This is a genomic window from Serratia sp. NFX21 (genome assembly GCF_048517035.1).
Taxonomy (GTDB): Bacteria; Pseudomonadota; Gammaproteobacteria; order Enterobacterales; family Enterobacteriaceae; genus Serratia; species Serratia quinivorans.
In genome coordinates, this window is record NZ_CP183196.1 from 3,692,355 (window position 1) to 3,716,849 (window position 24,495).

A 24,495-nucleotide genomic window follows, 5' to 3' on the forward strand; every position below is an offset into this window, starting at 1 on the left:
GCCTGAGCCGCACAGCGCTCCGCCACGACCTGAGGAAAACCATGTCTGAAATCAGCCGCTCGGTATTATTTGGCAAACTCGATAGCCTGTTATTCACCTCTCTGGAAAGTGCGACGGCGTTTTGCAAGCTGCGCGGTAACCCCTACGTTGAGCTGGCGCACTGGCTGCATCAACTGATGCAGGCACCGGAGGCGGACCTGCAACAGGTGATCCGCCACTTTGCGCTGGATGAGGGGCAACTGGCGCGTGACATCGTCGAGGCGCTCGATCGCCTGCCGCGCGGTGCCAGCGCGATTTCCGATCTGTCCGAACATATCGACAGCGCGGTGGAACGGGCCTGGGTTTATGGCTCGCTGAAATTCGGTGCTGCGCAGATCCGCGGCGGCCACCTGCTGCTCGGTATCCTGAAAACCTACAGCCTGCGCCACTTGCTGAAAGCCATTTCCTCACAGTTTGATCGCATCAACGCCGATCTGCTGATGGAGCAATTTGCCACTATCACCGCCCACTCGGCGGAAAACAGCCTGACGGCGAGCGCCCAGGCCGACACCACGCCGACGGCAGCGCAGACCGGCGGCAGCGTGCTGGCGCAATATGCTCAGGATCTGACGGCCAAGGCGCGTAATGGCGAGATTGACCCGGTGACCGGGCGTGACGAAGAAATCCGCCAGATTGTCGATATTCTGATGCGGCGCCGCCAGAACAACCCGCTGCTGACCGGTGAGGCCGGGGTCGGCAAAACCGCCGTGGTCGAAGGCCTGGCGCTGCGTATCATGGCCGGTGACGTTCCGCCACAGCTGCGCGACGTCCAGCTGTATCTGCTGGATATCGGCATGCTGCAGGCCGGGGCCGGGGTGAAGGGCGAGTTCGAAAAACGCCTGCAAACGGTGATTGACGAAGTTCAATCCAGCCCCACCCCGATCATTTTGTTTATCGATGAGATCCATACGCTGATTGGTGCCGGTGGCGCACAGGGCACCGGCGACGCAGCCAACCTGTTGAAACCGGCGCTGGCACGCGGCCAATTACGTACCGTCGGGGCCACTACCTGGTCGGAATACAAAAAATACATTGAGAAAGATCCGGCGCTGACCCGCCGTTTCCAGGTGGTGCAGGTGCATGAACCGAGCGAAGACAAAGCGCTGCTGATGCTGCGTAGCACCGTCAGTCCGCTGGAACAGCACCACCGCGTGCTGCTGCTTGATGAGGCAGTCGACGCCGCCGTGCGCCTGTCGCATCGCTACATCCCGGCACGCCAGTTGCCGGACAAGGCCGTGGCGCTGCTGGATACCGCCTGCGCCCGCGTGGCGGTCAGCCAACATGCCGAGCCGGCCCAGGTGGAAGACTGCCGCCACCGCATTGAAGCGTTGCAGATTGAATGGGATATCGCCCGGCGCGAAGCCAAGGTCGGCATCGGCAATCCGCAGCGCCCACAGGATATCGAGGCTCAGTTGGCGCTGTGGCAACAACAACTCGAGCAGCTCACTGCCCGCTGGCAGGAGGAGTTGGCGCTGATCCAACAGATTATCGACCTGCGCGCCCAGTTGCATCGGGAAGAAGTTGAGGCTGAACCGACTGACGAGGCCACCGAGGAGCCACAGCCCGCGCCCTCTGCCGATGAACTGCGCGCGCAATTGGCGCAGTTGCAGCAACAGCTTGGCGAACTGCAGGGCGAGGCCCCGCTGATTTTCGCCGCCGTCGATGCCAACGTGGTGGCCGCCGTGGTGTCCGACTGGACCGGTATCCCGCTGGGTCGCATGGTGAAAAACGAGATCGACGCGGTACTGCAATTGGCGGATACGCTGAACCAGCGGGTTATCGGCCAACGGCATGCACTGGATCTGATCGCCCGTCGGGTACGCACCTCACGCGCGCGGCTGGACGATCCGAACAAGCCGGTCGGGGTTTTCCTGTTGGCAGGCCCTTCCGGCGTCGGGAAAACCGAAACCGCGCTGGCGCTGGCGGAAACGCTGTACGGCGGCGAGCAGAACGTGATTACCATCAACATGAGCGAGTTCCAGGAGTCGCATACCGTTTCAACCCTGAAAGGAGCCCCTCCCGGCTATGTGGGTTACGGCGAGGGTGGCGTGCTGACCGAAGCGGTGCGCCGTCGCCCTTACAGCGTGGTGCTGCTGGACGAAATAGAAAAAGCCCACCCGGACGTGCACGAGATCTTCTTCCAGGTGTTCGACAAAGGCTGGATGGAGGACGGTGAAGGCCGCCACATCGATTTCCGTAACACCATCATTATTCTGACCTCTAACGTCGGCACCGATCTGATCGCAGGGCTGTGCAGCGATGCGGACCTGATGCCGGAGCCGGAGGCACTGAGCGGCGCCCTGCGCGAACCGCTGCTGTCGGTATTCCCGGCGGCGCTGCTCGGCCGCTTGCTAGTGGTGCCTTACTACCCGCTGACCGACGCCACGCTGGGCAATATCGTGCGCCTGCAACTGGGGCGAGTGCAGCGCCGGCTGGCGGAGAACCACGATATCGTCTGCACCTTCGACGACGCGGTGATCGAGCAAATCGTCAGCCGCTGCACCGAGGTGGAGTCCGGCGGCCGCATGGTCGACGCTATTTTGACCAACACCCTGCTGCCGCAGATCAGCCACACCTTACTGACCGGCAGCGCCAACGATCAGCGCTATCGCCAACTGCATATCGCGCTGCAGCAAAACGAATTTATTTGTCAATTTCAGGCATAACGCCGCGGCCGCCGGTATGGCGGCCATTGTTCACAGAGAGTCATCATTATGTCGGGAACCGGGGTAAGCAAACCGAATTCAAACAGCCTGCCGATCGGCTATAGGTTCAATGAATTCGAGATCAAGGAAGCTATCGGCGAAGGCGGTTTCGGCATCGTCTACCGCGCCTACGATCATCAGCTGGAACGCACCATCGCCATCAAAGAGTACATGCCGACCTCGCTGGCGATGCGCAATGACGATCTGAGCATCGGGCTACGCGGTGAGCGTTTCAGCAAAACCTTCCAGGCCGGGTTAAACAGCTTTATTCAGGAAGCCCGCCTGCTGGCGCGTTTCTCACATCCAGGGCTGCTGCACGTACTGCGCTTTTGGGAAGAGAACGGTACCGCCTACATGGGCACCCAGTTTTACAGCGGCACTACCCTGAAGAACCTGCAGGCGCAGCAGCCGGAGAAAATCGACGAGGCCTGGATCCGCAGACTGTTGCCACCGCTGTTCAGCGCCATCAACACCATCCATCAGGAAGGTTATCTGCACCGCGACATTTCACTGGATAACATTCAGATCCAGGAAAACCAGTTGCCGGTGCTGCTGGACTTCGGCTCAGCGCGCAAAGAGATCGGCAACCTGTCCGACGAAACGGAAATCATGCTCAAACCGGGCTTCGCGCCGATTGAGCAATACACCGAGAACAGCGACGGTGAGCAAGGCCCCTGGACCGACATTTACGCTCTGGGCGCCGTGCTGCATACGCTGATCGTCGGTTCACCGCCGCCGGTCAGCGTGGTGCGCAGCATCGAGGACAGCTACCAACCGCTGACCGAGCGGCGCCCGGCGGGGTATTCACTGGAACTGCTGCGCACTATCGACCATGCGCTGGCGTTGAAACCGGAAGACCGGCCACAAACCATCGACGAAATGGCCGAACTGCTGCATCTGCCGATTGCCGATGAAAACGAAATCATCAGCACCCCGGCCGCCGCACCGGAAAACCTGCTGGTGGCCACCAACCCGGCCGCCGGTGCCGCAGCGGCAGGCACCGTTACCGCGCACGGCATGAAGCTCACACGCCCGATGATGGCAGGTGCAGGCGTGGCGGCTTTGCTGGTGATCGGCGTCATCGCCTGGCTAAGCGGCGGCGACAGTCCCCCTGCCCCGATAGCGGCCAATACGCCAGACAGTGCAGCGGTGGATAAACCCATAACGCCGCCACAAAGCGCACCGCAGACGGCCGAACAGCCGCCTGCAGCCCAGACCCCTCCGGCACCAGCGCCGGTGGCACTGGTGTATTTCAAACTGCAACCCGGTGAGCAGGTCAGCCTGGACGGCAAACCCCAGCAGGTGACCCCCGGTGACAACGGTTTTGCCCGCCTGAATTTGGCTCCGGGCAGCTATCAGCTGGAAATCCGCCATAACGACCAGTTACGCCGCCAACAGCTCAGCATCGAGAACGCTGGCACCTGGCTGGTCAACCCGGTCGTCGCAGGCTAACCCTCCGCTTTTCCGGCCCGACACCGCGGGCCTTCACCGTATTTTCATGAGATTGACGCATGCGTCATTCACAGAGGACGTTCTCATGTTGGATCGTATTATTGCGCATACGCCACTGGGCCAGGAATCATTGCTGTTCCGTTCGCTGGAAGGGACTGAAGCCCTTTCCTCACCCTTCGATTTCGCCATCGAACTGCTGAGCAAAAACGCCCGCCTCGACCGCAAAGCGCTGCTGGGCCAACCCCTGACGCTGGAGATCCCGACCCAGGGTTTTCTTGGCCCGCCCCGCTACCTGAACGGCAAGATCACGTCGATCGCCGTCAGCAGCGAAGAGATCGGCGGCACCCGTTATGCGGTGTACAACCTGCACGTGCAGCCGGATCTGTGGCCGATGACCAAGGACCGCAACTTCCGCATCTTCCAGGAACAGACGGTGCCGCAGATCGTCAAAACCCTGCTGACCGAACATAATGTTCAGCTGGAAGACCAGCTCACGGGCGACTACCGCCTGTGGGGCTATTGCGTGCAGTACAACGAGAGCAGCTTCAACTTCATCAGCAGGCTGATGGAGCTGGAGGGTATCTATTACTATTTCAAACATGAGATGGGCAAGCACACCCTGGTGCTGGGCGATGCGCCTCACCATCATCAGCCCTATCCCGGCTATGAGATGATCCCTTACCACCTGACGCCGTCTGGCGGCAGTACCAGCGAAGAAGGCATCAGCCAGTGGACCCTGTCCGATCACGTCACGCCGGGTATTTACAGCCTCGACGATTACGACTTCCGCAAACCCAATGCCTGGCTGTTCCAGGCACGTCAGAACCCCGCCTCACCGACGCCGGGCCAGATTGACGTTTACGACTGGCCGGGCCGCTATACCGAGCATCAGCAGGGGGAGTTCTACGCCCGTATCCGTCAGGAAGCCTGGCAGGCCGAGCATCAGCAGATTGAAGGCACCGCTACCGCACTGGGCATTGCCCCCGGTAGCACCTTCACGCTGTATAACGCCCCGCATGCGGACGACAACCGGGAATATTTGACGTTGCAGGCCAAATATCACCTGAAGGAAAACCGCTACGCCAGCGGCGACGATCAGCACAGCGAACACCGTATCGATTTCACCGTGCTGCCGGCGGATATTCCCTGGCACCCGGCGCAACAGGCCAGTTGGCCAAAAACTCACGGCCCGCAGACGGCAAAAGTGGTCGGCCCGGCCGGTGAGTCGATCTGGACCGACAAATACGGCCGCATCAAGGTGAAATTCCACTGGGATCGCTTCGGGCCGAAAGACGACGGCAGCTCCTGCTGGGTGCGCGTGTCCAGCGCCTGGGCCGGCCAGGGTTATGGCGGAGTACAGATCCCGCGCGTCAACGACGAAGTGGTGGTGGACTTTATCAATGGCGATCCGGACCGGCCGATCGTGACCGGTCGCGTGTATAACGACGCCAGTATGCCGCCCTGGGCACTGCCGGCCGCCGCAACCCAGATGGGTTTTATGAGCCGCACCAAGGATGGCACCGCCGACAACGCCAACGCCCTGCGCTTTGAGGATAAAGCCGGTTCGGAACAGGTGTGGATCCAGGCGGAACGCAACATGGACACCCAGGTGAAGAACGATGAGAGCCATACCATCGATAAGAACCATACGCACCTGGTCGGTGGCAATCAGATGCAACGGGTGGTGCTCAACCAGGCAATTGGGGTTAAAGGCGACGCTTCGTCGCTGACCGGCAAAACGCGTGCCGACAATGTGGTAGACGCCTTCACCCTGGGCTCAGGGGAGTCACTGCGGCTGGAATGCGGGGAAAGTGTCATTGAGCTGCGGGCCAATGGCCAGATCAACATCACCGGTACCAGCTTTAACATCACGGTCAAAAACGACGGCGAGATCAACACCGGCGGCAAGCTGCAACTCAATCAACCGGGCGGTGCCGCGCGCACTGCCGCCCCAGGGCCTGATCACAAAACGGCAATCCAGGGTGCCGTCGACCAGTTGTTCCCAAAATCCTGACCGCCGAACTTTTCGGCCCTCAACACGTTTAGAGAATACCCATGAATTATCTTTTCCAGGAAGGTCATTTCACCCTGCCCGCCGGCCCTTGGCAGGACTGCACCGTCAATATCCTCAAAAACCCGCAGACCGGCGCTTCTCTGGTGATCACCCGTGGCGCGATCCCGCAGGACAGCACGCTGGAAGACGAATTTGAAAAACAGTGGCAGGCGCTGTTGCCGCAGATCACCGATTTGCAGCAGTCACCACGCCAGCGCATCAGCGTCGGGCCAAACCACCTTATCCGGGCTATCGAGGTCACCAGCAATTTCATCCGCGCCGGCCACCACCATCATCAGCATCAGTTAGCGGCACAGCCCGAGGGGAGCCAGACGCTGCTGATCGTGACGTATTCCTCAATGAAGCCTTTCACCCGCGAGGATGACCATGAATGGCTGCAGGTGAAAGCTTCGCTGGCATTGACCGGACAGGATGACCGATAACCATGAGCGATATTTGGGCGGCAAGAAAGGATGACGAACTGATCCATACCAGCCCGCTGGCGGACATCGCCAGCGCCGTTGCCGAGGTCGCGGTTTACTCACTGGCGACAGCCGCCGTTGCGGCCGCAGCGGCAGCGGCAGCTCCGGCACTGGCGGGAGTGGCTGTGTTAGGTGCGGCGGCAACAGCGGCTTCCGGCTGTGTCGGTGCCGGTCTGATCGTCGGCTTCACCGCCAGCCTGACCGGCGTCGGCGAACATATCAGCAACGGTTGTGACACCGTGGCCAACTGGCTGTTTCCCCCGGTGGTCTCCGGCGTGATCCTCACGGGATCGGCCAATGTGTTCACTAACGCCAAACCGGCCGCTCGTGCCGCCGGGCGGTTGCTCACAGCTGATGAGATCAAAGCCCTGCCCGCGCCGCAACCGCCACAAAGTTTTTGGGATTACGGTTCTGAGCTGCTGGCCGCCGGGGGCAATATCATTTCCCAGTTGTGGCAGCCCAGTGTCGCCGGTCCCAGCCTGCCCAGCCAGGCGCTGGAAGAAGACAAGATCGCTTGCGACAAGCACTCCAGCCCGCAATATCTGGCGGAAGGTTCCGGCAAGGTATTCATTAATGGTCAACCAGCCGTGCGCAGTAACGACCGTTCAACCTGTGAAGCCAAGGTCTCGACCGACGTTTCAAAGAACGTCCTGATCGGCGGCGATGCGGTTGTGGTGCGGGATATCAAAAGCGGCAAACTGCCAGGCATCGGCCTGGCGCTGACCGTACTGCCATTGCTGCTCGGCAACCCGTCCAAACTGGTCAAGAACCTGCCCTGCATGATTGGCGGCGGGCTGGCGGCGGCAGGTGCCAATGCGCTTGGGGAAGCGATCCACGCAGCGTTTAATCCAGTACACGCTGCCACCGGTGCCAAGGTCCTGAACGGCGAAGAGGATATCGATCTGCTGCTGTCGGCACGCTTCCCGCTGGTCTGGCAGCGTAATTACAACAGCCGTAACCGCTATCAGGGCCTGTTCGGTCACGGCTGGCGTACACCGTTTGAAACCTGGGTCGATCTGGTTGACGACGGCAAAGGCGGTGTCGAATGCTGCCTGCATGATGAAACCGGCCGCGAGTTGCGCTTCCCGCTACCCGAAGTGAACAAACCCAGCTTCAGCGCCGGTGAAGGGCTGATGTTCCGCAGCGGTGAAGAGGGCCAACTGGTCATCGCCGATACCGATGGCAGCGTGTGGCGGCTGTTTGTCCCGCTACCACAGGAGCCCTCTCGCCTGCGGCTAATGTCGCTGAGCGACGAATATGACAACGCGCTGCTGTTGAGCTACGACGAACAACAACGTCTGAGCCAGATCAGCGACAGTGCCAACGCCATGACGTTGCAACTGGAATACGCCGATGCTCGCTTTGCCGATCGCGTTACGGCACTGTGCCATAACCAGCAGACACGGGTACGTTATTGCTATAACGACACTGGCGATCTTCACCAGGTGGTTGACGCCGGTGGCCTGATTACCCGCGAGTTCCATTATAACGATCAGTCTCTGTTGACCCGCCATCAACAGGCAGGCAGCCCCTATTTCGAATATCGCTGGGCAATGTTTGACGACTGGCGGGTGGTGGAACACCGCGATGAAGCCGGAAACGGCTGCACCATAGATTACGATTTGGCGGCAGGCCTGACCACCGTCACCGAATACGATGGTCTGCAACACAGCCACCGCTGGAACAGCCAGCAGTTGATTACCGAATACACCGACGAACGCGGTGAAGTCTGGCGCTACCAGTGGAACGACGAAGATATGCTGGTCGCGAGCCAGGATCCGTTGGGCCATGGCTGGCAATTTCGCTACGACGAAGCCGGTAACCTGGTCGAAGAACAAGATCCTCTCGGCAATATCCGCCTGACACAATGGCTGCCACAGCGCGCGCTGCCGGTCAGTATCAAAGCACCTAACGGTGGCACACAGTATTTTTATTACGATCAGCGCCACGCGCTGGTAGCCGACGTCGATGCACTCGGTCACACCCAGCGTTATTTGCGCGATGACTACGGCCAGGTCGTACAGTCGGTCGACGCCAACGGCGGCATCAGCCATTTCGCCTATGACGAACACGGCCAGTTGATCCGCGCCCGCGATTGTTCAGGTAAACAGACCACCTACAGCTACCTGCCACAAGGCTGGTTAACCGAGGTCACCGATGCCGCCGGTGAGAGCACCCGTTACCATTACGATAACGTCGGCCGCCTGACACAGTTGCAGCGTGCCGAAGGCTGGCAGGAGAAACTGGGCTGGAACGCACAGGGTCAGCTGGTGCATTACCAGGGGGCCGATGGTCGCCTGACACATTACCGTTACGACAGCGTCGGCCGCCTGCTGGCCACCCGCAACCCGCTCGATGGCGAAGTGCTGCGCAGCTACGATACTCGTGGTCGGCTGACCGCCCTGCGCAATGAGAACGGCGAGAGCTACTGCTTCCAGTGGACAGCGGCCAACCTGCTGCAGGAAGAGACCGGGCTGGACGGTATCAGTACCCGCTATCGTTATGACGAGTGCCGTCGGGTTATTGAGCGCATCTTTGCAGCCAATACGCCTGCTGCCTTTTCACACTACTTCAGCCATGACGCCGCCGGACAACTGTTGAACAAGCAGACACCGGACGGAGAAACCCGCTATCGCTACAATCCGGTCGGCCAGTTACTGCACGCCGCCTTCTATCGCGGCGATGTATGGCGGGATTTTCAGCCGGAAGCGGAGAGCGAAGCCAGCTTCAGCTATGACCTGTTGGGTCGGGTGCTCAGTGAGCAAGGTAATCAGGGCACGCTGAACTACGATTACGACCCGATGGGCAACCGCACGCAAATTGCTCTGCCCGACGGCCGCACCCTGCGTTCGCTGTACTACGGCAGCGGCCACCTGCTGCAGGTGGCGCTGGATGACGTTACCATTAGCGAGTTCGAGCGTGACAACCTGCACCGTGAGTTGAGCCGCACCCAGGGCCGACTGACCAGCCGGCTGCACTACGATCGGCTCGGCCGCAAAGATCGCCGGGAGATTTTTCACGACAATCGCCAACGTCCGGCCCCTGCCAGCAGTTCGCGGCAGTGGTTCTACGACTATCAAAATAACCTGACGCGCGAAGAACAGAACGCCAACCCGTTCGCCTATCAGCGTTATCACTATGACGCCGCAGGCCGTCTGCTAAGCCAGGACGGCACCTTGCCAGACACCGAGCGCTACCGCTACGATCCGGCCTCCAACCTGTTGGATGAGGGGCAATTCCGCCAGCGGCATAATCGCGTGATGCACTATCAAGGCATCGATTACCGTTACGATACCTTTGGCCGCACGGTGGAAAAACGCAAGGGTCACTACCGCTGGCAGTACCATTACGACGCCGAACACCGACTCTGCGAAGTGGTACGTTACAGCCTGCACCGCAGCGAACCCTTGCAGCATATGCAGTTCCGTTACGATCCACTCGGACGGCGCACGCAAAAACAGGTATGGATGCAAAGCCAGGACCTGCGCCAACCGGGCGGAAAACGCCAGACCACCACCTTCCTGTGGGAAGGTTTCCGACTGTTGCAGGAAACCCGCGACGGCATGCCGCTCACCTATGTGTATGCCGATCAGGGAAGCTATGAGCCACTGGCACGTATCGACGGCGGGCCGCAGGCGCAGGTGTTTTACTTCCACACCGCGCCCAACGGCGAACCGGAAAGCCTGACCGACAGCGACGGTACCCTACGCTGGCAAGGCCACAGCAGCGCCTGGGGCAAAACAAAGTATGAAGAAAATCAGCAGCATCTGGATTACTCCCAAAACCTGCGCCTTCAGGGCCAATATCTGGATCGCGAAACCGGATTGCACTACAATCTGTTCCGTTATTACGACCCGGATATCGGCAGATTTACCCAGCACGACCCGATTGGGTTGGCGGGTGGGATAAACCTTTATCAGTATGCACCGAACCCTTTGGGGTGGGTGGATCCGCTGGGTTTGAGCAAGTGTTCTACCGGAAAATCATTATCTGTTAATAAGCCCAAAATATTGAGTAGCTCGAACTTAACGGATACTGAAAGAAAGTATCTAGAAAGGCAGTTTATGAAAAAACAGAACTCTCTAAATCGTGCAGCTCAAAGAGGTGAGTTAGTTTGGTCCCCAGGAACTCATGATGTGAGGATCTCTTCGGTTCAGAGTTCATATCGCCAAGCTGTGTCATCACGCTATGAAAAGATGTTCGGCAAGCCTGCAGATTTAACTAAGTTGAATGCGGATCATCCTGTTGATTTAATCGTTGGTGGTTCACCAACACAACGTCTACAAATGCTGAATGAATCTATAAATAAAAGTGTTGGTAGTTCGTTAAAAAATGCTGGGCGGAAGGCTGGGCTTCAACCTGGAGACCGGATAAGTGAAATAATATTTAATTAGAGGTAATGATGAATAAAACCTTCTCATTTTCAACAGATACAGCAACTCTGGTAATTTACGACTTGTCCTCTCTAAAGCATAGAGTTAGTGACTCACCTGATTGGTGGAGCATTCCTGAGGATGAAATAGATGAGATTAATAAAGGTAATGTGCTTTTTTTAAATTTAGGAGACGATGGTAGTTACACAGTTAAAATCATTGATGAGATAAATGGAGATCGTGACTCATTCTTTTTAAACGTCCCATCTGGAGACGTATTCATCGGTGCTGGGGAGGATGTGAGTGGTGGTGACCTTGAACCAGACGGCTCTGATTACATGGCTGGTATAATGATTAAATTACCTCCTGGTGGATATGAAGTTAAATATAATAGAGACGAAACTGACATATCGATATCTTTCTCTATAAGTAATTGTAAAGTAAATAACATCACTGATCTCATTAGAATTTAGTTAAGTATGGATGTTAATTAACTAAAATAATCCTGAAGTAATCTAAAAGATCCTTCAGGATTAGTAGCATGCTGAACCAGCCCAGACTTGTTTGACACACCCTAAAGAAGCACCAGTCATAGGGAATGTTTCCGACTGCAGCAGGCAACCCGCGATGGCATGCCGGTCTCTCTTCGATTGGGTTTAACCCTAAATATCGACCTTTAGCTTTGTGATGCACTGAACCTGTCTGGGTTGGTGAATAAAAACGAAAATCATAAAATATAAAACATTCTATCTAATCAATAAGTTATTTATAAAAAGCATTCGTAAATTCACCCCTAAATATAAAAACCTGTGGTAGTGCGACTTCTCTGCGCTGCACAACCAAACTCACCCTAAAAACCAAAGGAGAGATACCCACCCATAGCCGTTGCAATCACCATTAATATTTGGTTCAAGTTTAATTCTGGGCGTATTAGCAAATGCTGTAACTGCCCAGAAGTATCACCTCACTTATTGGCCTTGATGGATATAAATCCGCTTCGCCAATGCAAATTAATCAATTTCATATAGGTATCAAAATGGCAATTGACTCATTTCTGAAGGTTGACGGGGTTACTGGCGAATCTAATGATTCGAATCACAAGAATTGGACTGATATTCTGTCATTCAACTGGGGGGCGACCCAGTCTGGCAATATGGCCGTAGGCGGTGGCGGCGGGACGGGGAAAGTAAACTTCAAGGATTTGGAGGTGCAGGCACTTATTGATAAATCTACACCGGCCATTCTGAAGTTTTGCTCCAGCGGTAAACATGTAACCAAAGTAGAACTTTCTATCTGCAAGGCCGGGGGGACCCAGGTCGAATATACCAGGATCGTGCTGGAAGATGTCCTGGTCAGTATGGCGGACTTTACCGGTGTTGGGCACACCGACAATATCCTGGTTAAATATCGTTTTCAGGCTTCCAAGGTCAATCTGCATTACTGGGAGCAAAGCGCCAGCGGCACCAAGGGTGCAGAAACCAAAGCCGGTTGGGATATTAAACAGAATAAAGAGATTTAATCGAGGGCAGCACTATGGCAGACCCAACGCTGGCGATAGACAATCTGCTCAACGATCTCTCGGTATACAATGCTGACGAGCTGCGGATAATTATCGCCTTTGTTAATGAGCTGGATAATACAGCGCTCAACCAGTATGAGAATGACTCCGAACGGGCAATCATGTCCAGTTTCGAACGATTGCGCCAGAGCAGTGATGCCCAGCGCAATGGTGAAGATAACACCAACGAGATGGAAATGGGGCTATTAAATAATGGCAACAATACCACTCTGCAAGAGAACTCTGGTTTCTTCCAAAAATATAAAACCTCGCTGCGGGGTTATGGAGGCAACGTCTATGACGACAGGCAAAAGAGTAACTATGATTATGCCGCCAAGGCAGTAGGTGCCGTGGGCGCATTATCAGGCGCGGGGGCTACCTATGCGGCGATCGCCGCCGCTCAGGCAGCAGACACACTGATGACCAACATCTATGTCCGGTATGCCATGACGACGATCGGCGCGACCGGTATCGTCAGCGCCGGCCTGTTGATGCTTAGAAATACCTTGTCCGAGCGTCAGCAGACGGACAATAAGGACTTGCTGGAAGCAACCAAAAGAACGGCCAAGGCGAGGATCAAGCTGATTGAGTTCGTTAACGAAACGCGGATAAAAATCATCAAGGATGAAGACAAATGCCGCAGTAATGCCGAGCTCTATATGGGCAGACGTTATACGGACCAGGCCAGGGGCAGAGCGGATCCGAATCTGGATCGCATTGAAACTCTGCTATTTACCACCCTGAACGAACGATCCGCGCCGTTACAAGCCAAAATCCTGTTAACCAGTGAGCAGCAGTATGTCTCGGTCATCAGTGATAGCGGCACGACGGATATCTCAAGGGCGCATATGAAGTTAATGTATGAAATCGCCAGTACCTTCTAGCCGATAATAAGAGAGCTGAGCCCGGTATTCGCCGGGTTCAGCCCCTTTTCTCTCCCTGACGCCTCAGCATTTTCCCTTCCCTGCACCGCAAACTCAGCCTTTTTTCACCGTCTGGTAAATATCCAGGTCAAAGTAACCATCCGCCTCGCAGTCATTAAGGTAGTGCTCATAGCTCACCCCTTCTACTGGCTGATAGCCGCTGGCCGGCAGTTCCCGCTGATAGAAATCACCCCATACCCGCTCGAAATCCCCGTCGCTGACGCGCACGTTGTAAATCGCATATTGCCCGGCGGGCAGGGTTTGTAACGCAAAACCCTCACTGCCCGACGTCGGCAATACGAAATCATCCGCCACGGTAAACACCACATCGGCCTGCAGTCGCTCGGGCGCCACTTCAGCCGGATCGTCCCAGTACAGCACCAGCCACTTCCCCAGTGGCACCTGGTGTTGCTGCTGCCAGGCCATCAGCCGTTGGCAGCCCTGAGGGATGGTTTGCGGATAAGGCCCGACCACTCGCACACCCACCACTCTTTCCGCTGATTTATCTTCAATTCTTACCGTCATCGCCCTCTCCTCGCACTAATACGGGATACCGTTCAGGCACCAATCTCGGTTCGCACATCCAGCAGTTCCGGGAAGAAGGTCAATTCCAGCGCCTTTTTCAGGAAGCTGACACCGCTGGAACCGCCGGTGCCGGTTTTAAAGCCGATAATCCGCTCCACCGTTTTCATATGGCGGAAACGCCACAGGTGGAAGCTCTCCTCAATATCCACCAGCTTCTCGGCCATTTCATAGGCTTCCCAATACTTTTGCGGGTGGTCGTAGATCTCTTTAAACGCCGGCAGCAGGTCCGGGTTGCGCTGGTAAGGCTGGGTCCAGTCACGTTCGATACACTCCTGCGGAATCGGCAGGCCGTGACGTGACAGATAGAGCAGGTATTCATCGTACAGGCTGGGTGCCTCGAGGATCGCCTTCAGCGCGGCGTGTTTATCCGCATCGTTGCTGAATACCGCCAGCATGGCGGCATTCTTGTTGCCCAACAAAAATTCAATCGAGCGATACTGATGGGATTGGAAACCCGATGAGTTGCCCAGCACGTCACGGAATTCAACGTATTCCGACGGTGTCAGGGTTTCCAGCACCGCCCATTGCTCAAACAGCAAACGCTGGATCTGTTTGACCCGGGCCAGGATTTTGAAGCAGTGGCTGAGTTTGTCCTGCTGCACCAGTATCCGCGCCGCCTGCAGCTCGTGCAGCATTAACTTCATCCACAGTTCGGAGGTCTGGTGCTGCACCACAAACAGCATCTCATCATGATGCTGCGGGTTGGACAACGGATGTTGGCAGTCCAGCAGTTGATCCAGGCACAGATAGTCGCCGTAGCTCATGCGTTTGGAAAAATCGGTGACAATCGCGCTTTCTAATTCCCGTTTGTTCATCTGTTCTCTCCGCTGCGCTCACGACCGGAAGCGGCGTGTAGCGTGCTGCAAACAGAAAACATAGTACACAACCCCCAGCCCTGAAGGACTATCAACCAGAGTTGCCACGCAGATCTCAGGCTGGGTAACAGCGCTTTCATTTCATGGTTTTTTCTGCTCATCCCCGCTGCGGTGATCAACGGGGATGAGCCAGGCATTTAATCCTGCGCGGACGAAGATTGGGCGGCAATATAATCCCGTCGCAGAACCATAAACGACCGCTCAAAAGTAATCACCGTCTCGCCGGTGGATTTGATGCCCAGGGTTTCAACCGTGACAATGCCTTTGTTCGGCTGGGATTTTGAAGGCCGTTTTGCCAAGATTTTGCTGGTGGCATACAGCGTATCGCCGACAAAAAGCGGATCTTTCAAACGCACTTTTTCCCACCCCAAATTAGCCACGGCTCTGGCGGACAAGGCTTGCACGGTCATGCCGCTGACCAACGCCAGGGTAATGCTGCTGTTCACCAATACCCGGCCATATTCAACCTGGGCGCCATAGGCCTGATCGAAATGCAACGGATGCTGGTTCATGGTCAGCAAGGTTAGCCAGGTGTTGTCGGCTTCTGAAAGCGTGCGCCCCGGCCAATGTTTGATGGTCATGCCAGGCTCGAAGTCCTCGTAGTCGCCACCGTGTTCTTCAACGTACTCATTTTCGCCAACTCGTCTTAGCATGGTCTCTTCTCTTTAGATGGATAGAGTGCGATCGCTGCGGCCGTGTCTTCAATCGCCAGCCCCACACTGCGAAACAAGGTTGTCAGCCCTTCGCCCGCAGCAGACTCGCCAAGAATGACAGCGCCAAGTTCATTAAGATCTTCAGGCTGGAGGTAACCCTGCGTGAGGGCGGTTCGCACCTCTCCCGCGTCCTCCCTGGCGGCAGCGGCGGTTTCCACCACCACAAACGCCGTTTTCAGCAAGGCAGGATCAACCTCAATAGCCTCTTCATGGGTACCGCCGATAATATTCAGATGCGCCCCCGGCGTTACCCAATCGGCCTCAATCAAGGGTTGGGAAGATGAAGTTGAGGTGGTGGTGCAGATGATATCCGCCCCCTGCACGGCTTCGAACACGCTATGGCAAATAGCAATCTCTGCCGCCGTCACCGTTCTCGCCCACTCCACGAACCGTTCGGTTCTGGCCGGCGTGCGGGAAAAGATTCGCACCTTGCGGATCGGGCGAACGGCAAGCATTGCCAGCAGCACTGCCCGGGCCTGTACCCCGGCCCCCAGAATGGCCAGGTTGCCGGCATCGGCATTAGCACACAGGTCGGTCGCCAAACCGGCCACTGCGCCGGTGCGAACTGCCGTTAAGCTTGCGCCGTCAAGTAATGCCAGCATCTGGCCGGTATTGATGTCGGTCAGCACCACCACACCGTGGATCAGCGGCAGCCCGTGGGCGGAGTTACCCGGCGTGAGCGTAGTGATTTTGACGCTGGCGACACCGCGTTTCAGCCAGCTGGCCGGGCTGACCAGCATCTCTGAACGGCCATGGTCCAGTAAGGTGCGCGGCGGTGATTGTTCTTTACCGCTGCGTAAATCCTGGAACACGTCACTCAGGGCGATCATCACCTGTCGCAGACGATCGCCCCCCGCCATTTCAGCGGCGTCGATGATTAACATGGTCATGAGGCCGCCCTCTTCAGTTCGGCGACAACCTCAACGATCAGGTCTTCCTGCCCGGCAATAATTTGTCGTCGTCCCAGTTCGAAGAAGACATCGCGCGCATCCACCCCGGCGCTGCCTGCATGGTTTAGCACCGGGCTTTTGAAGCCGGAGAAGACACCGGCCAGACCGCTGACGATGCCCAGAGAGTCAATCATTGGCGGAACCACCATTAACTCTCTGGCGGCGAGATCGGCGGCATCCAGAAAATGATAGAGATCGATGCCGGTGTTGAAACCCAGGCGCTCCAATACCGGGATCAGCACTTCCAGTTGGGTATTGCCCGCCCCGGCACCAAACCCACGAGCGCAGCCGTCAATAATGCCGGCGCCCGCCTGAACGGCGGCCAGCGAATTCGCCACCGCCATGCCAAGGTTGTTATGCGCGTGGAAAATCAGCGGTACCGCTACCTGCATGCGCATGGCCGTAATACGTGCGGTGACATCCTGCGGCAAAAGACTGCCGGCCGAATCCATAATGCCGACCGCCTGGGCGCCGTAACTCACCAATAACTCCGCCTGGTCAGCCAACTCGGCCGGGCTTGCCATATGGCTCATCATCAGCACCGCATGAGCCTCAGCGCCCTGTTCCCGCAGCCAACCCAGATGGCGTTCGGCCAGCGTAGCCTCGGTACAATGGGTACCAATGCGCACCACATCCGTGCCGTAAGCCAGAGCTTTGGTCAAGTCGGCGATGGTGCCCCAACCGGGCAACATAAACACCCCCATCTTGCTGTTTTGCAAAGACTCGCGCACGGTGGTCAGCATCTCTTCGTCACTCAATGCCGCACGCCCCACCTGATAGGAGGAAGCCCCCAGCCCGTTACCGTGGCCGACTTCAACCATCGCCACACCGGTTTTGTCTGCCGCCGTGGCGTAGCTTCGCAACTGCGCCGCAGTGAGTTGGTGTTTTACCGCATGCTGACCATCGCGCAGGGTTGAATCGTTAATGAGAATAGTCATTGGCCACCTCCGCTTTATTTCGATAGTGCGCATACTGTTCGGCGACCAGAATGGCAGCGGAATTAATCAGGTCCAGGTTGCCCGCGTATTCTGGCATGACCTTGCTGCTGGCCGTCACCTCCAGCGAGATTGACGCTCGCCCTTCGGTCACCTTGAGCGCCGTTAACCGATAACCCGCCGAAAACTCCCGCACCGCCGCCGCCGCCGCAGTGACCACCGGGGTTATCTGTTCTGCCGTCACGCCGGGAATATCGGCAAATATAGTGACCCTGAACATGGCTGGCGGAGTGGCCGGGCTGATATTGAGGATCGCCTTGGTATTTGCCACGCCGGTGAAAGCGCTGAGCGCAATCTGCGTGGTTTCTACGTATTCATCGATGTTGACTCTGGTCGCTCGCCCCAAAATATTGCTGGCTACGGTCGCCACCACCTCGATGTCGTTAATTTGGAAATGCCGGCTCAGGGCATGCAGGATCGGGATCGACGCCTGCCCACCGCAACTGATCAAACTGACATTGCGATCGGTCAGGGCTTCGGTACCGGTCACCGTGGGGACGATCATTTTCCCCAGGTGGCTGGGAGTCAGGTCGATCAGCAACGTACCCAACGGACGTAGCAACTCCCAGTGTTTGACATGTGACATGGCGTTGGTGGCGTCGAACACCACATCGAATGGCTTGGGGGCAGCCAGAATGGCGTCGATACCGCCGGCACTGATCGGGCAACCCAGCTCAGTGGCAATCGCCAAACCGGCCGAGTCCTTGTTACGCCCTGCCACCAGCCCACAATGCAGCCAGGATGAGCGATATATTTTATTGACCAGATCCATCCCTATGGCGCCGGTCCCTATCACGGCAACGGAGAGCGTCATGAGTTGCTCCTGTTAAAACGAGCAGCCCAGGCCTGGCCTAATCCCAGGGTGGTATGGGCCATGCGGGCGAAGGGTGGCCCCACCATATGACCATCGAGCAAGGCAATGCCCCCTTGCGCAGCCTTGACCGCCTCGGTGATGCGGCGCGCCGCCAATAACGCGCCTTCGTTAGGCCGTAACGCTGAATTGATCGGCTCAAGTTCACTGGGATGCACGGTAGCTTTACCGTGGAAGCCCAGATCCCTGATGTTCTGGATTTCGTGAGCCAGCACCTCGGGTTCAGAAAGACGATAGTTGGCGGTATCAATGCAACCAATGCCGTGTCTGGCACTGGCCAGAACCATCGCCTGACGTGCCGCCAGCATTCCCGACCAGGTGATGGGTACGCCCAGCGTGGCCGCCAGATCCGCAGAGCCAAAAATCAGGCCATCGGCTACGGCCGCGACGTCATCGAGATCGGTAATGGCTTCAACGGTCTCTATCGTCAGGTAAATCTCCGGGTACTTGCCCGCAGAGGCAAAAGTCTCACGCAGAAAAACCACCTCGGCAGGTGACCTGACCATCGACATGACAATAAACCCCGGCGCGGTGCCGCTACCACAGAGCATCACCAGATCATGCAGCGCATCAACCGTACCCAGCGCGTTGATGCGCACGGCAATATTCGCCGACGGAGGGGCATTATCAAGAGCGGTGCGGCAGATAATCCGCCCTTCTGCCTTCGACGGGCCGGGAACCGAGTCTTCCAGATCGATCAGGTGGACATCGGCGTCATAAGTCAGCGCCTTGACTACCCGGTTGAGCGACAAGGCGGGCGTATACAGAATGCTGCGCGGAATGGCGCGTGTGTTATCCGTCATTGGGGAGCCCTTACTTCAGCCAGTATTTTGCACAAACGGCGAATTTGATCTTCTGTTTGCCCGGCACGCATCATGACCCGCAGACCGGCAGTGCCTTTGGCGACGATCGGGAAGAATACCGGTGAGACATAGAAACCGGCTTCTATCACCTGACGCCCTTCGCTGATCACCGTCTCATCGCTCATCGGCACCAGTCGGATCGGGTAGGCGTTGCCGCTCTGCTCGGTCGGGATCAGGGAATCGAACAGCGCAATGTTGTCGTACAATTTCTTTTGCAGCATCGGCAGTTCTGCCGTGCGGTGAATTTCGGCAGAGGCCAGGCTGGCACCGATAGCCGCCGTGTTCAGATTTTGCGAATAGTTGAGCCCGCCGCCAAAGCGCTCGACCAGGCGCAACATCGGCTGTGAATAGCCGTTGAGCAGTATCGCCGCCCCGCTGGTGCCGAAAGCCTTGTTGAGCGTGACCACCATAACGGTGTTCTCATTGAGCGCCGGGCTGTGTGAGCGAACGTAACCGATCCCACGTTCGCCATAGGCGGAAATAGAATGTGAATCATCGTAGAACACCATCAGGCCGTATTTGTCCTGCAGTTCGGCCAACTCTTTAACCGGCGCATAGCCGCCCAGGCTATCGCTGCCGTCAACCACGTAGCAGACCCGTTGGTATTTCTTGCAGCAGTCCTTGATGAACTCCAGATCGTGGTAATTGCAGGTGACGACCTCGGTTTCATCGGCACAGGCGGGTTTTGCCGCCGCCAAAGAAACATGAGCATGCTTATCGAAAATCATTAACGGCCGAACACCGTTACCCAAATGTCCGGAGGCGATCAGCGGTAGCAGTCCCCCACTGATGCTACTGGCCGACACGCCACTGAGAACATTGGCCTGGAACAGTTCGCCGAGCGATTCCTCCAGCTCTTTGAGCACCGGAAGCTGGACCCGGCTACGGGCGATGCAGTGATCCAGCACGCCGTAACGACGTACCGCGTCGATAGCCCCTTCTATCACCCTGGGATGGGAGTCCAGATTCAGGTAAGAACAGCAGCTAAAATTGACAAATTGATGACCACTCGGGGTGGACAGGCGATCGTTTTCGAGTCCGGCGACGATCCCTGCGAGTCCGTTCTGCTCTGACATATCCCAGAAGGGATTACCAATACCGATAGCTTTGTCGTTGTTGCGATATTGGTTGGTTGGCATGATCTTCTTGCGGCTGGTCATCAAATTCCTTCCTTCTTGGCAGGTTCGGGTTGATAGTTATAAATGCCTTTGAATTTACGGTAGGCAGCCGTGTAGAGCGCGGAATACAAAACATAAGGCCTGCGCAGGATTTTCAGATCCCACAGCCAAAAGTTAACGTTGATATTCAGGTCGTCTAACGATTCGGCCTGATGCCACCAGCCCAGCGGCAAATACAGCATTTCACCGGGCTCCAGAATAAAATCGCGGCGCTGCGGGGATTTCGCTGCCAACCGTGGAAAACGCTGTGGGTCAATATTGTTAAAATCGAAGGCCTGCGATTTGTCGCCAAATCCCTTTAGGATAGAACGCGGGTAATAATCGCGTCGGCCGGGTGGGTAAAGGATGAATCGTTTTCTTCCCTGCAGGGCGATATTAAAGTTCTCGAGTTCGTCGAAGTGACTTTGGGTGAATACACCGTGGTAACTTATCCATAAATTGGCCGCATTCAGACCGCGACGGGAAGCCAGTAGCGAAAACGCATCAAAGCCGAGAAGAGTATTGATATCTTCTGGCCGGTGCATAATATTGGAAACCACCCGGTACCAGGTGCTGTTGTCTCGCTGGTATTGTTCATTTTCCAAAAAACCACGAAGTTGAATTTTCGTGGTCTGCCATCGCTCGGTATTTTCCTTATTACTCGCCTCCCGGAATAATGTGACATTGTCATCACCTAACCGTTGAGCAATAAGGTCATTAGCACTATTGCTGGTATCAAGCGGTAAATCAGTAATAATCACAGGAACGTCGGCTCGGAAAATAGCCTCCACTCCCATAGCGACAAATTCATTAAAGCTAATACGTGGAACGGGCATACCCGTGGTTAACTGGTTCACGATGGCCGTTTTCCTGTCTCGGTAATAAGAGTGAGAGAACCCGCTTAAATGGGGCTTGGCATTGATTTCTTACTGAGTAGTGATTGGCTGAACAGACTGGCTAATAAGGCGAGCATGCCAGCGGCCAGAGCGATCCAGGCGACCTGGGCAGCCCCGGTTTGATCTGAAAGTTGCCCGCCCACCGAGACACCGAAGGAAAAACCCAGCCACCCGGCGCTTGAAAGCCAGGAAAAGCCTTCGGATAAACAGCCTTTCGGGGTTAATGATTCCAGCAGGTTACTGCAGGTGATTAATAACGGCGCCACCGATAAACCGGCGATAAATGCAGACAAACCCATAACCAACGGGGAACTGGTGAAAACCAGGGGAACGGTGCCTGCGAAAAGCGTGGCGGAAGTGAGCAACAGCAGCCGTGGCTGCGGTATAGACCAGTTCATCGCACCATAGCAGAGCCCTCCTACCAGGCTGCCCCCGGCGCAAATAGACAACAGCACTCCGGCGAGAGTGGGATTGCCCACCTCTTTGGCAAAGGCGATCATCATGACATCGATCGAGCCAAGGAATATGCCCACCGCCGCATAAGAAACCATCAGGCTACGCACCCATATCATGCTAATAGCCCTGCGGTTTTTTTCGTCAACCTTCTGCACAATAACCGGCTCTGAACGCCGATGCAGCACCAACGCCATCGACCCACTGAAGGTGAATGCGGCACATAAAGCCAACCCCGCAGCGGGGTGCAATACCGTGGCTAACACAATGGCAACCAATGGCCCCAACAAGAAAATAATCTCGTCGAGTACGGTTTCTAAAGCATAGGCGGTTCGCAGAGCCTCATCGGTGACCATCGCCGCCCAACGGGTACGAATAAAGCCATCAACCGGTACTGATGAACAACCAATACCAATAGCCGCGGCCATAATTAGCCATAAATGGGCATCAAGAAACACCAGGGCAATCAGCAAAACTATGGCGATAACGTGACAGCAACTGGTGACAATAAGCACTTTTCGCTGGCTGAATCGGTCAGCAAAGCCCCCCAGTATCGGGCTGGCCAAAGCCTGGGTAATCATTAAGGTTCCGGCGACGGTGCCTGCTATCCACAGCGAATTGGTCGTGGCAGAAAGCAGCATAATGCAGCTAATAGATCGCATCGCCACGGGAAAGCGCAGCAATAAACCAAACAACGAAAGCGCGGCATGTCCGGGGCCGGACAGTAATCGGGTATAGGAGCCAAAACTGAATTTAGACTCAACGGCATTTGTTTCCATAAGGACTCTCGTTAAAATATCGCTTATACCCAGGCAATTAAATATATTCGTCAGAATACATCCACCCACCTATTAGATTAAGTGCGCACAATAGAGATAATAATTTAATTATTTACACACAATAATCCGAGGAAGTGAAAGCACGCCCAAAGATTAAGTTTCGCCATGCTAAATATGCTCTCCAAAGTTTATAAATTTATTTAATACGATGGGCATTAAGAATTAGCAACGCTAATGGATATTAGCAAGAGCGTTTTTGCATCACATTGATGCGTTATTGCATTATCTAGATAATATAACCAGTTAGCGATAAAATAATGACCGAATATAATTTTTATTTCGCTAAACTCACCATTTTCAGCAAAATTGGTTGGCACTCTGGCGCATCAGAATGCCAGGCAAGAAACTGTGCCGTAATCGACAACTTTCTTATCTAATAAAGCCAAGTTTTGTTGCTGTGGTTTACTTATGATGAAGGTTTAGTGCGCAGGAGCATCGGCCCTGACATTTGACACTACGCGAGGAGAGAAGCATGGCTACAGGCATTGGCGGTTGCACGGCGCAACAGGCCCTGGAACAGTTGCAACCGTTGACGGACAATCCGCCTGAAATCGCCGGCGATGAGTATCGGCAACGCATTCAGCATGCACAGCGCCTGATGCGCGAAAACGGTATCGACGCCTGCTATGTCAACGCCGGCAGTAATCTGCGCTATTTTACCGGTACTCAATGGTCGGCGAGTGAACGCATGGTCGGCGCGGTGATCCCAGCCGAAGGCGAAATCGCCTATATTGCCCCCTGGTTTGAAATTGGCACCTTCAAAGACGCACAGGTGATAGAAGCAGAAATTTTTAGCTGGCATGAGGAAGAAGATCCCTACCGGTTGTTCTTCACCGTACTGGCCTCTCGCGGGCTAACGGGCGCACGCCAGGTGGCAATTTGCGAAACGGCTTCGGTCACCCTGTTCCTCGGCCTGCAACAATATGCCGGCGATATCAGGCTGATCAGTGCCCAGCCGATCACCGGCCATTGCCGCAGCCGTAAATCGGCGACGGAAATCGCGCTGATGCAAACCGCCAATAATATTACTCTGCGGGTGCAGCAGGCTGCGGCCAGCATATTGCGCCCTGGCATCACCGCCAGCGAACTGATCGACTTCGTCGATAAAGCCCACCGTAAAATGGGCACCAGCGGCTCGTACTTCTGTATTGCACTGTTCGGATCCGATAGCGCGTTCCCCCATGGCGTGAAGCAACCCAACCCGCTGCAAAACAACGATATCGTGCTGCTCGATACCGGCTGCCGCTATAAGGGTTACCTGTCCGATATCACCCGTACCTATGTGTACGGCGAAGCCAACGAACGGCAGCGTTTCGCCTGGCAGGCGGAGCATGAGGCGCAGGCCGCCGCTTTTGCCGTTATCGCGCCCGGTGTGCCCTGCCATAAAGTGGATGACGCGGCGCGCGATGTGTTGGTTTCTTATGGATTTGGGCCGGACTATCAGCTGCCGGGCCTGCCGCATCGCACCGGGCACGGTATCGGGCTGGATATTCATGAAGCCCCGTATCTGATCCGCAAACAGCAGCAACCGCTCGATGTCGGCATGTGCGCCAGCATCGAACCCATGCTGTGCCTGCCGGGTGAGTTTGGCATCCGCCTTGAAGATCATTTTTACGTTACCCACGAAGGCGCACGCTGGTTTACCCCACCGGCAAAATCCATTGATGACCCATTTGATTTAGCGGGCTGATAATCCCCCGGGCGGCGATGCCG

General features: G+C 56.1%; 19 protein-coding genes. 9 read left to right on the forward strand and 10 right to left on the reverse strand.

Annotated elements, in window-relative coordinates:
* Positions 1 to 41: 41 nt before the first annotated feature.
* From tssH to ACNT1W_RS17405, 8 genes are all read left to right on the forward strand, one after another.
* A complete protein-coding gene (tssH, locus tag ACNT1W_RS17370; protein WP_419245912.1) occupies positions 42 to 2,705 on the forward strand; it encodes a type VI secretion system ATPase TssH in 2,664 nt (887 codons plus the stop codon).
* 48 nt (positions 2,706 to 2,753) lie between these two features.
* Positions 2,754 to 4,196 carry a serine/threonine protein kinase gene (locus tag ACNT1W_RS17375; RefSeq protein ID WP_419245913.1) on the forward strand — a complete coding sequence of 481 codons (1,443 nt, stop codon included), beginning with the start codon at positions 2,754 to 2,756 and terminating at the stop codon, positions 4,194 to 4,196.
* An 85-nt stretch (positions 4,197 to 4,281) separates the two neighbouring features.
* Positions 4,282 to 6,210, forward strand: a complete 1,929-nt coding sequence (locus ACNT1W_RS17380) for a type VI secretion system Vgr family protein (protein WP_329906776.1) — start codon at positions 4,282 to 4,284, stop codon at positions 6,208 to 6,210.
* A gap of 41 nt (positions 6,211 to 6,251) precedes the next feature.
* A complete protein-coding gene (locus tag ACNT1W_RS17385; protein WP_419245914.1) occupies positions 6,252 to 6,692 on the forward strand; it encodes a DcrB-related protein in 441 nt (146 codons plus the stop codon).
* A 2-nt stretch (positions 6,693 to 6,694) separates the two neighbouring features.
* A complete protein-coding gene (locus ACNT1W_RS17390) occupies positions 6,695 to 11,125 on the forward strand; it encodes an RHS repeat-associated core domain-containing protein (protein ID WP_419245915.1) in 4,431 nt (1,476 codons plus the stop codon).
* 5 nt (positions 11,126 to 11,130) lie between these two features.
* Positions 11,131 to 11,577, forward strand: a complete 447-nt coding sequence (locus ACNT1W_RS17395) for a DUF6386 family protein (RefSeq protein WP_310473598.1) — start codon at positions 11,131 to 11,133, stop codon at positions 11,575 to 11,577.
* 563 nt (positions 11,578 to 12,140) lie between these two features.
* Entirely contained in the window at positions 12,141 to 12,623 is a 483-nt protein-coding gene (locus tag ACNT1W_RS17400) for an Hcp family type VI secretion system effector (RefSeq protein ID WP_012145741.1), read from the forward strand.
* Between the two features lie 14 nt (positions 12,624 to 12,637).
* Positions 12,638 to 13,546 carry a hypothetical protein gene (locus ACNT1W_RS17405; protein ID WP_012145742.1) on the forward strand — a complete coding sequence of 303 codons (909 nt, stop codon included), beginning with the start codon at positions 12,638 to 12,640 and terminating at the stop codon, positions 13,544 to 13,546.
* Between the two features lie 93 nt (positions 13,547 to 13,639).
* Here the strand turns inward: ACNT1W_RS17405 and sbmC are convergent, their stop codons facing one another.
* The 10 genes from sbmC to ACNT1W_RS17455 form a co-directional block, all read right to left on the reverse strand.
* Positions 13,640 to 14,110, reverse strand: coding sequence for a DNA gyrase inhibitor SbmC (gene sbmC, locus ACNT1W_RS17410; RefSeq protein WP_419245916.1), 471 nt, complete (start codon positions 14,108 to 14,110; stop codon positions 13,640 to 13,642).
* Between the two features lie 32 nt (positions 14,111 to 14,142).
* Positions 14,143 to 14,985 carry a tryptophan 2,3-dioxygenase gene (kynA, locus tag ACNT1W_RS17415; RefSeq protein ID WP_012145744.1) on the reverse strand — a complete coding sequence of 281 codons (843 nt, stop codon included), beginning with the start codon at positions 14,983 to 14,985 and terminating at the stop codon, positions 14,143 to 14,145.
* A gap of 197 nt (positions 14,986 to 15,182) precedes the next feature.
* Positions 15,183 to 15,698 (reverse strand): MaoC family dehydratase, encoded by a 516-nt coding sequence (locus ACNT1W_RS17420; RefSeq protein ID WP_012145745.1) that lies wholly within the window; start codon positions 15,696 to 15,698, stop codon positions 15,183 to 15,185.
* Positions 15,692 to 16,648 carry an ornithine cyclodeaminase family protein gene (locus tag ACNT1W_RS17425; protein ID WP_419245917.1) on the reverse strand — a complete coding sequence of 319 codons (957 nt, stop codon included), beginning with the start codon at positions 16,646 to 16,648 and terminating at the stop codon, positions 15,692 to 15,694. Before ACNT1W_RS17425 ends, ACNT1W_RS17420 begins: the two co-directional genes overlap by 7 nt.
* Positions 16,645 to 17,646 carry a 4-hydroxy-2-oxovalerate aldolase gene (gene dmpG, locus ACNT1W_RS17430; protein ID WP_419245918.1) on the reverse strand — a complete coding sequence of 334 codons (1,002 nt, stop codon included), beginning with the start codon at positions 17,644 to 17,646 and terminating at the stop codon, positions 16,645 to 16,647. Before dmpG ends, ACNT1W_RS17425 begins: the two co-directional genes overlap by 4 nt.
* Positions 17,630 to 18,517, reverse strand: coding sequence for an acetaldehyde dehydrogenase (acetylating) (locus tag ACNT1W_RS17435; RefSeq protein WP_012145748.1), 888 nt, complete (start codon positions 18,515 to 18,517; stop codon positions 17,630 to 17,632). The genes dmpG and ACNT1W_RS17435 overlap by 17 nt, the downstream gene beginning before the upstream one ends.
* A complete protein-coding gene (locus ACNT1W_RS17440; RefSeq protein ID WP_329906768.1) occupies positions 18,514 to 19,377 on the reverse strand; it encodes a CoA ester lyase in 864 nt (287 codons plus the stop codon). The genes ACNT1W_RS17435 and ACNT1W_RS17440 overlap by 4 nt, the downstream gene beginning before the upstream one ends.
* Entirely contained in the window at positions 19,374 to 20,597 is a 1,224-nt protein-coding gene (locus tag ACNT1W_RS17445; protein ID WP_261098025.1) for an aminotransferase class I/II-fold pyridoxal phosphate-dependent enzyme, read from the reverse strand. The genes ACNT1W_RS17440 and ACNT1W_RS17445 overlap by 4 nt, the downstream gene beginning before the upstream one ends.
* Positions 20,597 to 21,451 carry a cupin-like domain-containing protein gene (locus ACNT1W_RS17450; protein ID WP_259189773.1) on the reverse strand — a complete coding sequence of 285 codons (855 nt, stop codon included), beginning with the start codon at positions 21,449 to 21,451 and terminating at the stop codon, positions 20,597 to 20,599. Before ACNT1W_RS17450 ends, ACNT1W_RS17445 begins: the two co-directional genes overlap by 1 nt.
* Positions 21,452 to 21,495: 44 nt before the next feature.
* Positions 21,496 to 22,638, reverse strand: coding sequence for an MFS transporter (locus ACNT1W_RS17455; RefSeq protein WP_419245919.1), 1,143 nt, complete (start codon positions 22,636 to 22,638; stop codon positions 21,496 to 21,498).
* A gap of 616 nt (positions 22,639 to 23,254) precedes the next feature.
* Here ACNT1W_RS17455 and ACNT1W_RS17460 point away from each other — a divergent pair.
* Positions 23,255 to 24,472 carry a M24 family metallopeptidase gene (locus ACNT1W_RS17460; protein WP_261128457.1) on the forward strand — a complete coding sequence of 406 codons (1,218 nt, stop codon included), beginning with the start codon at positions 23,255 to 23,257 and terminating at the stop codon, positions 24,470 to 24,472.
* The last annotated feature ends 23 nt before the right edge of the window (positions 24,473 to 24,495 follow it).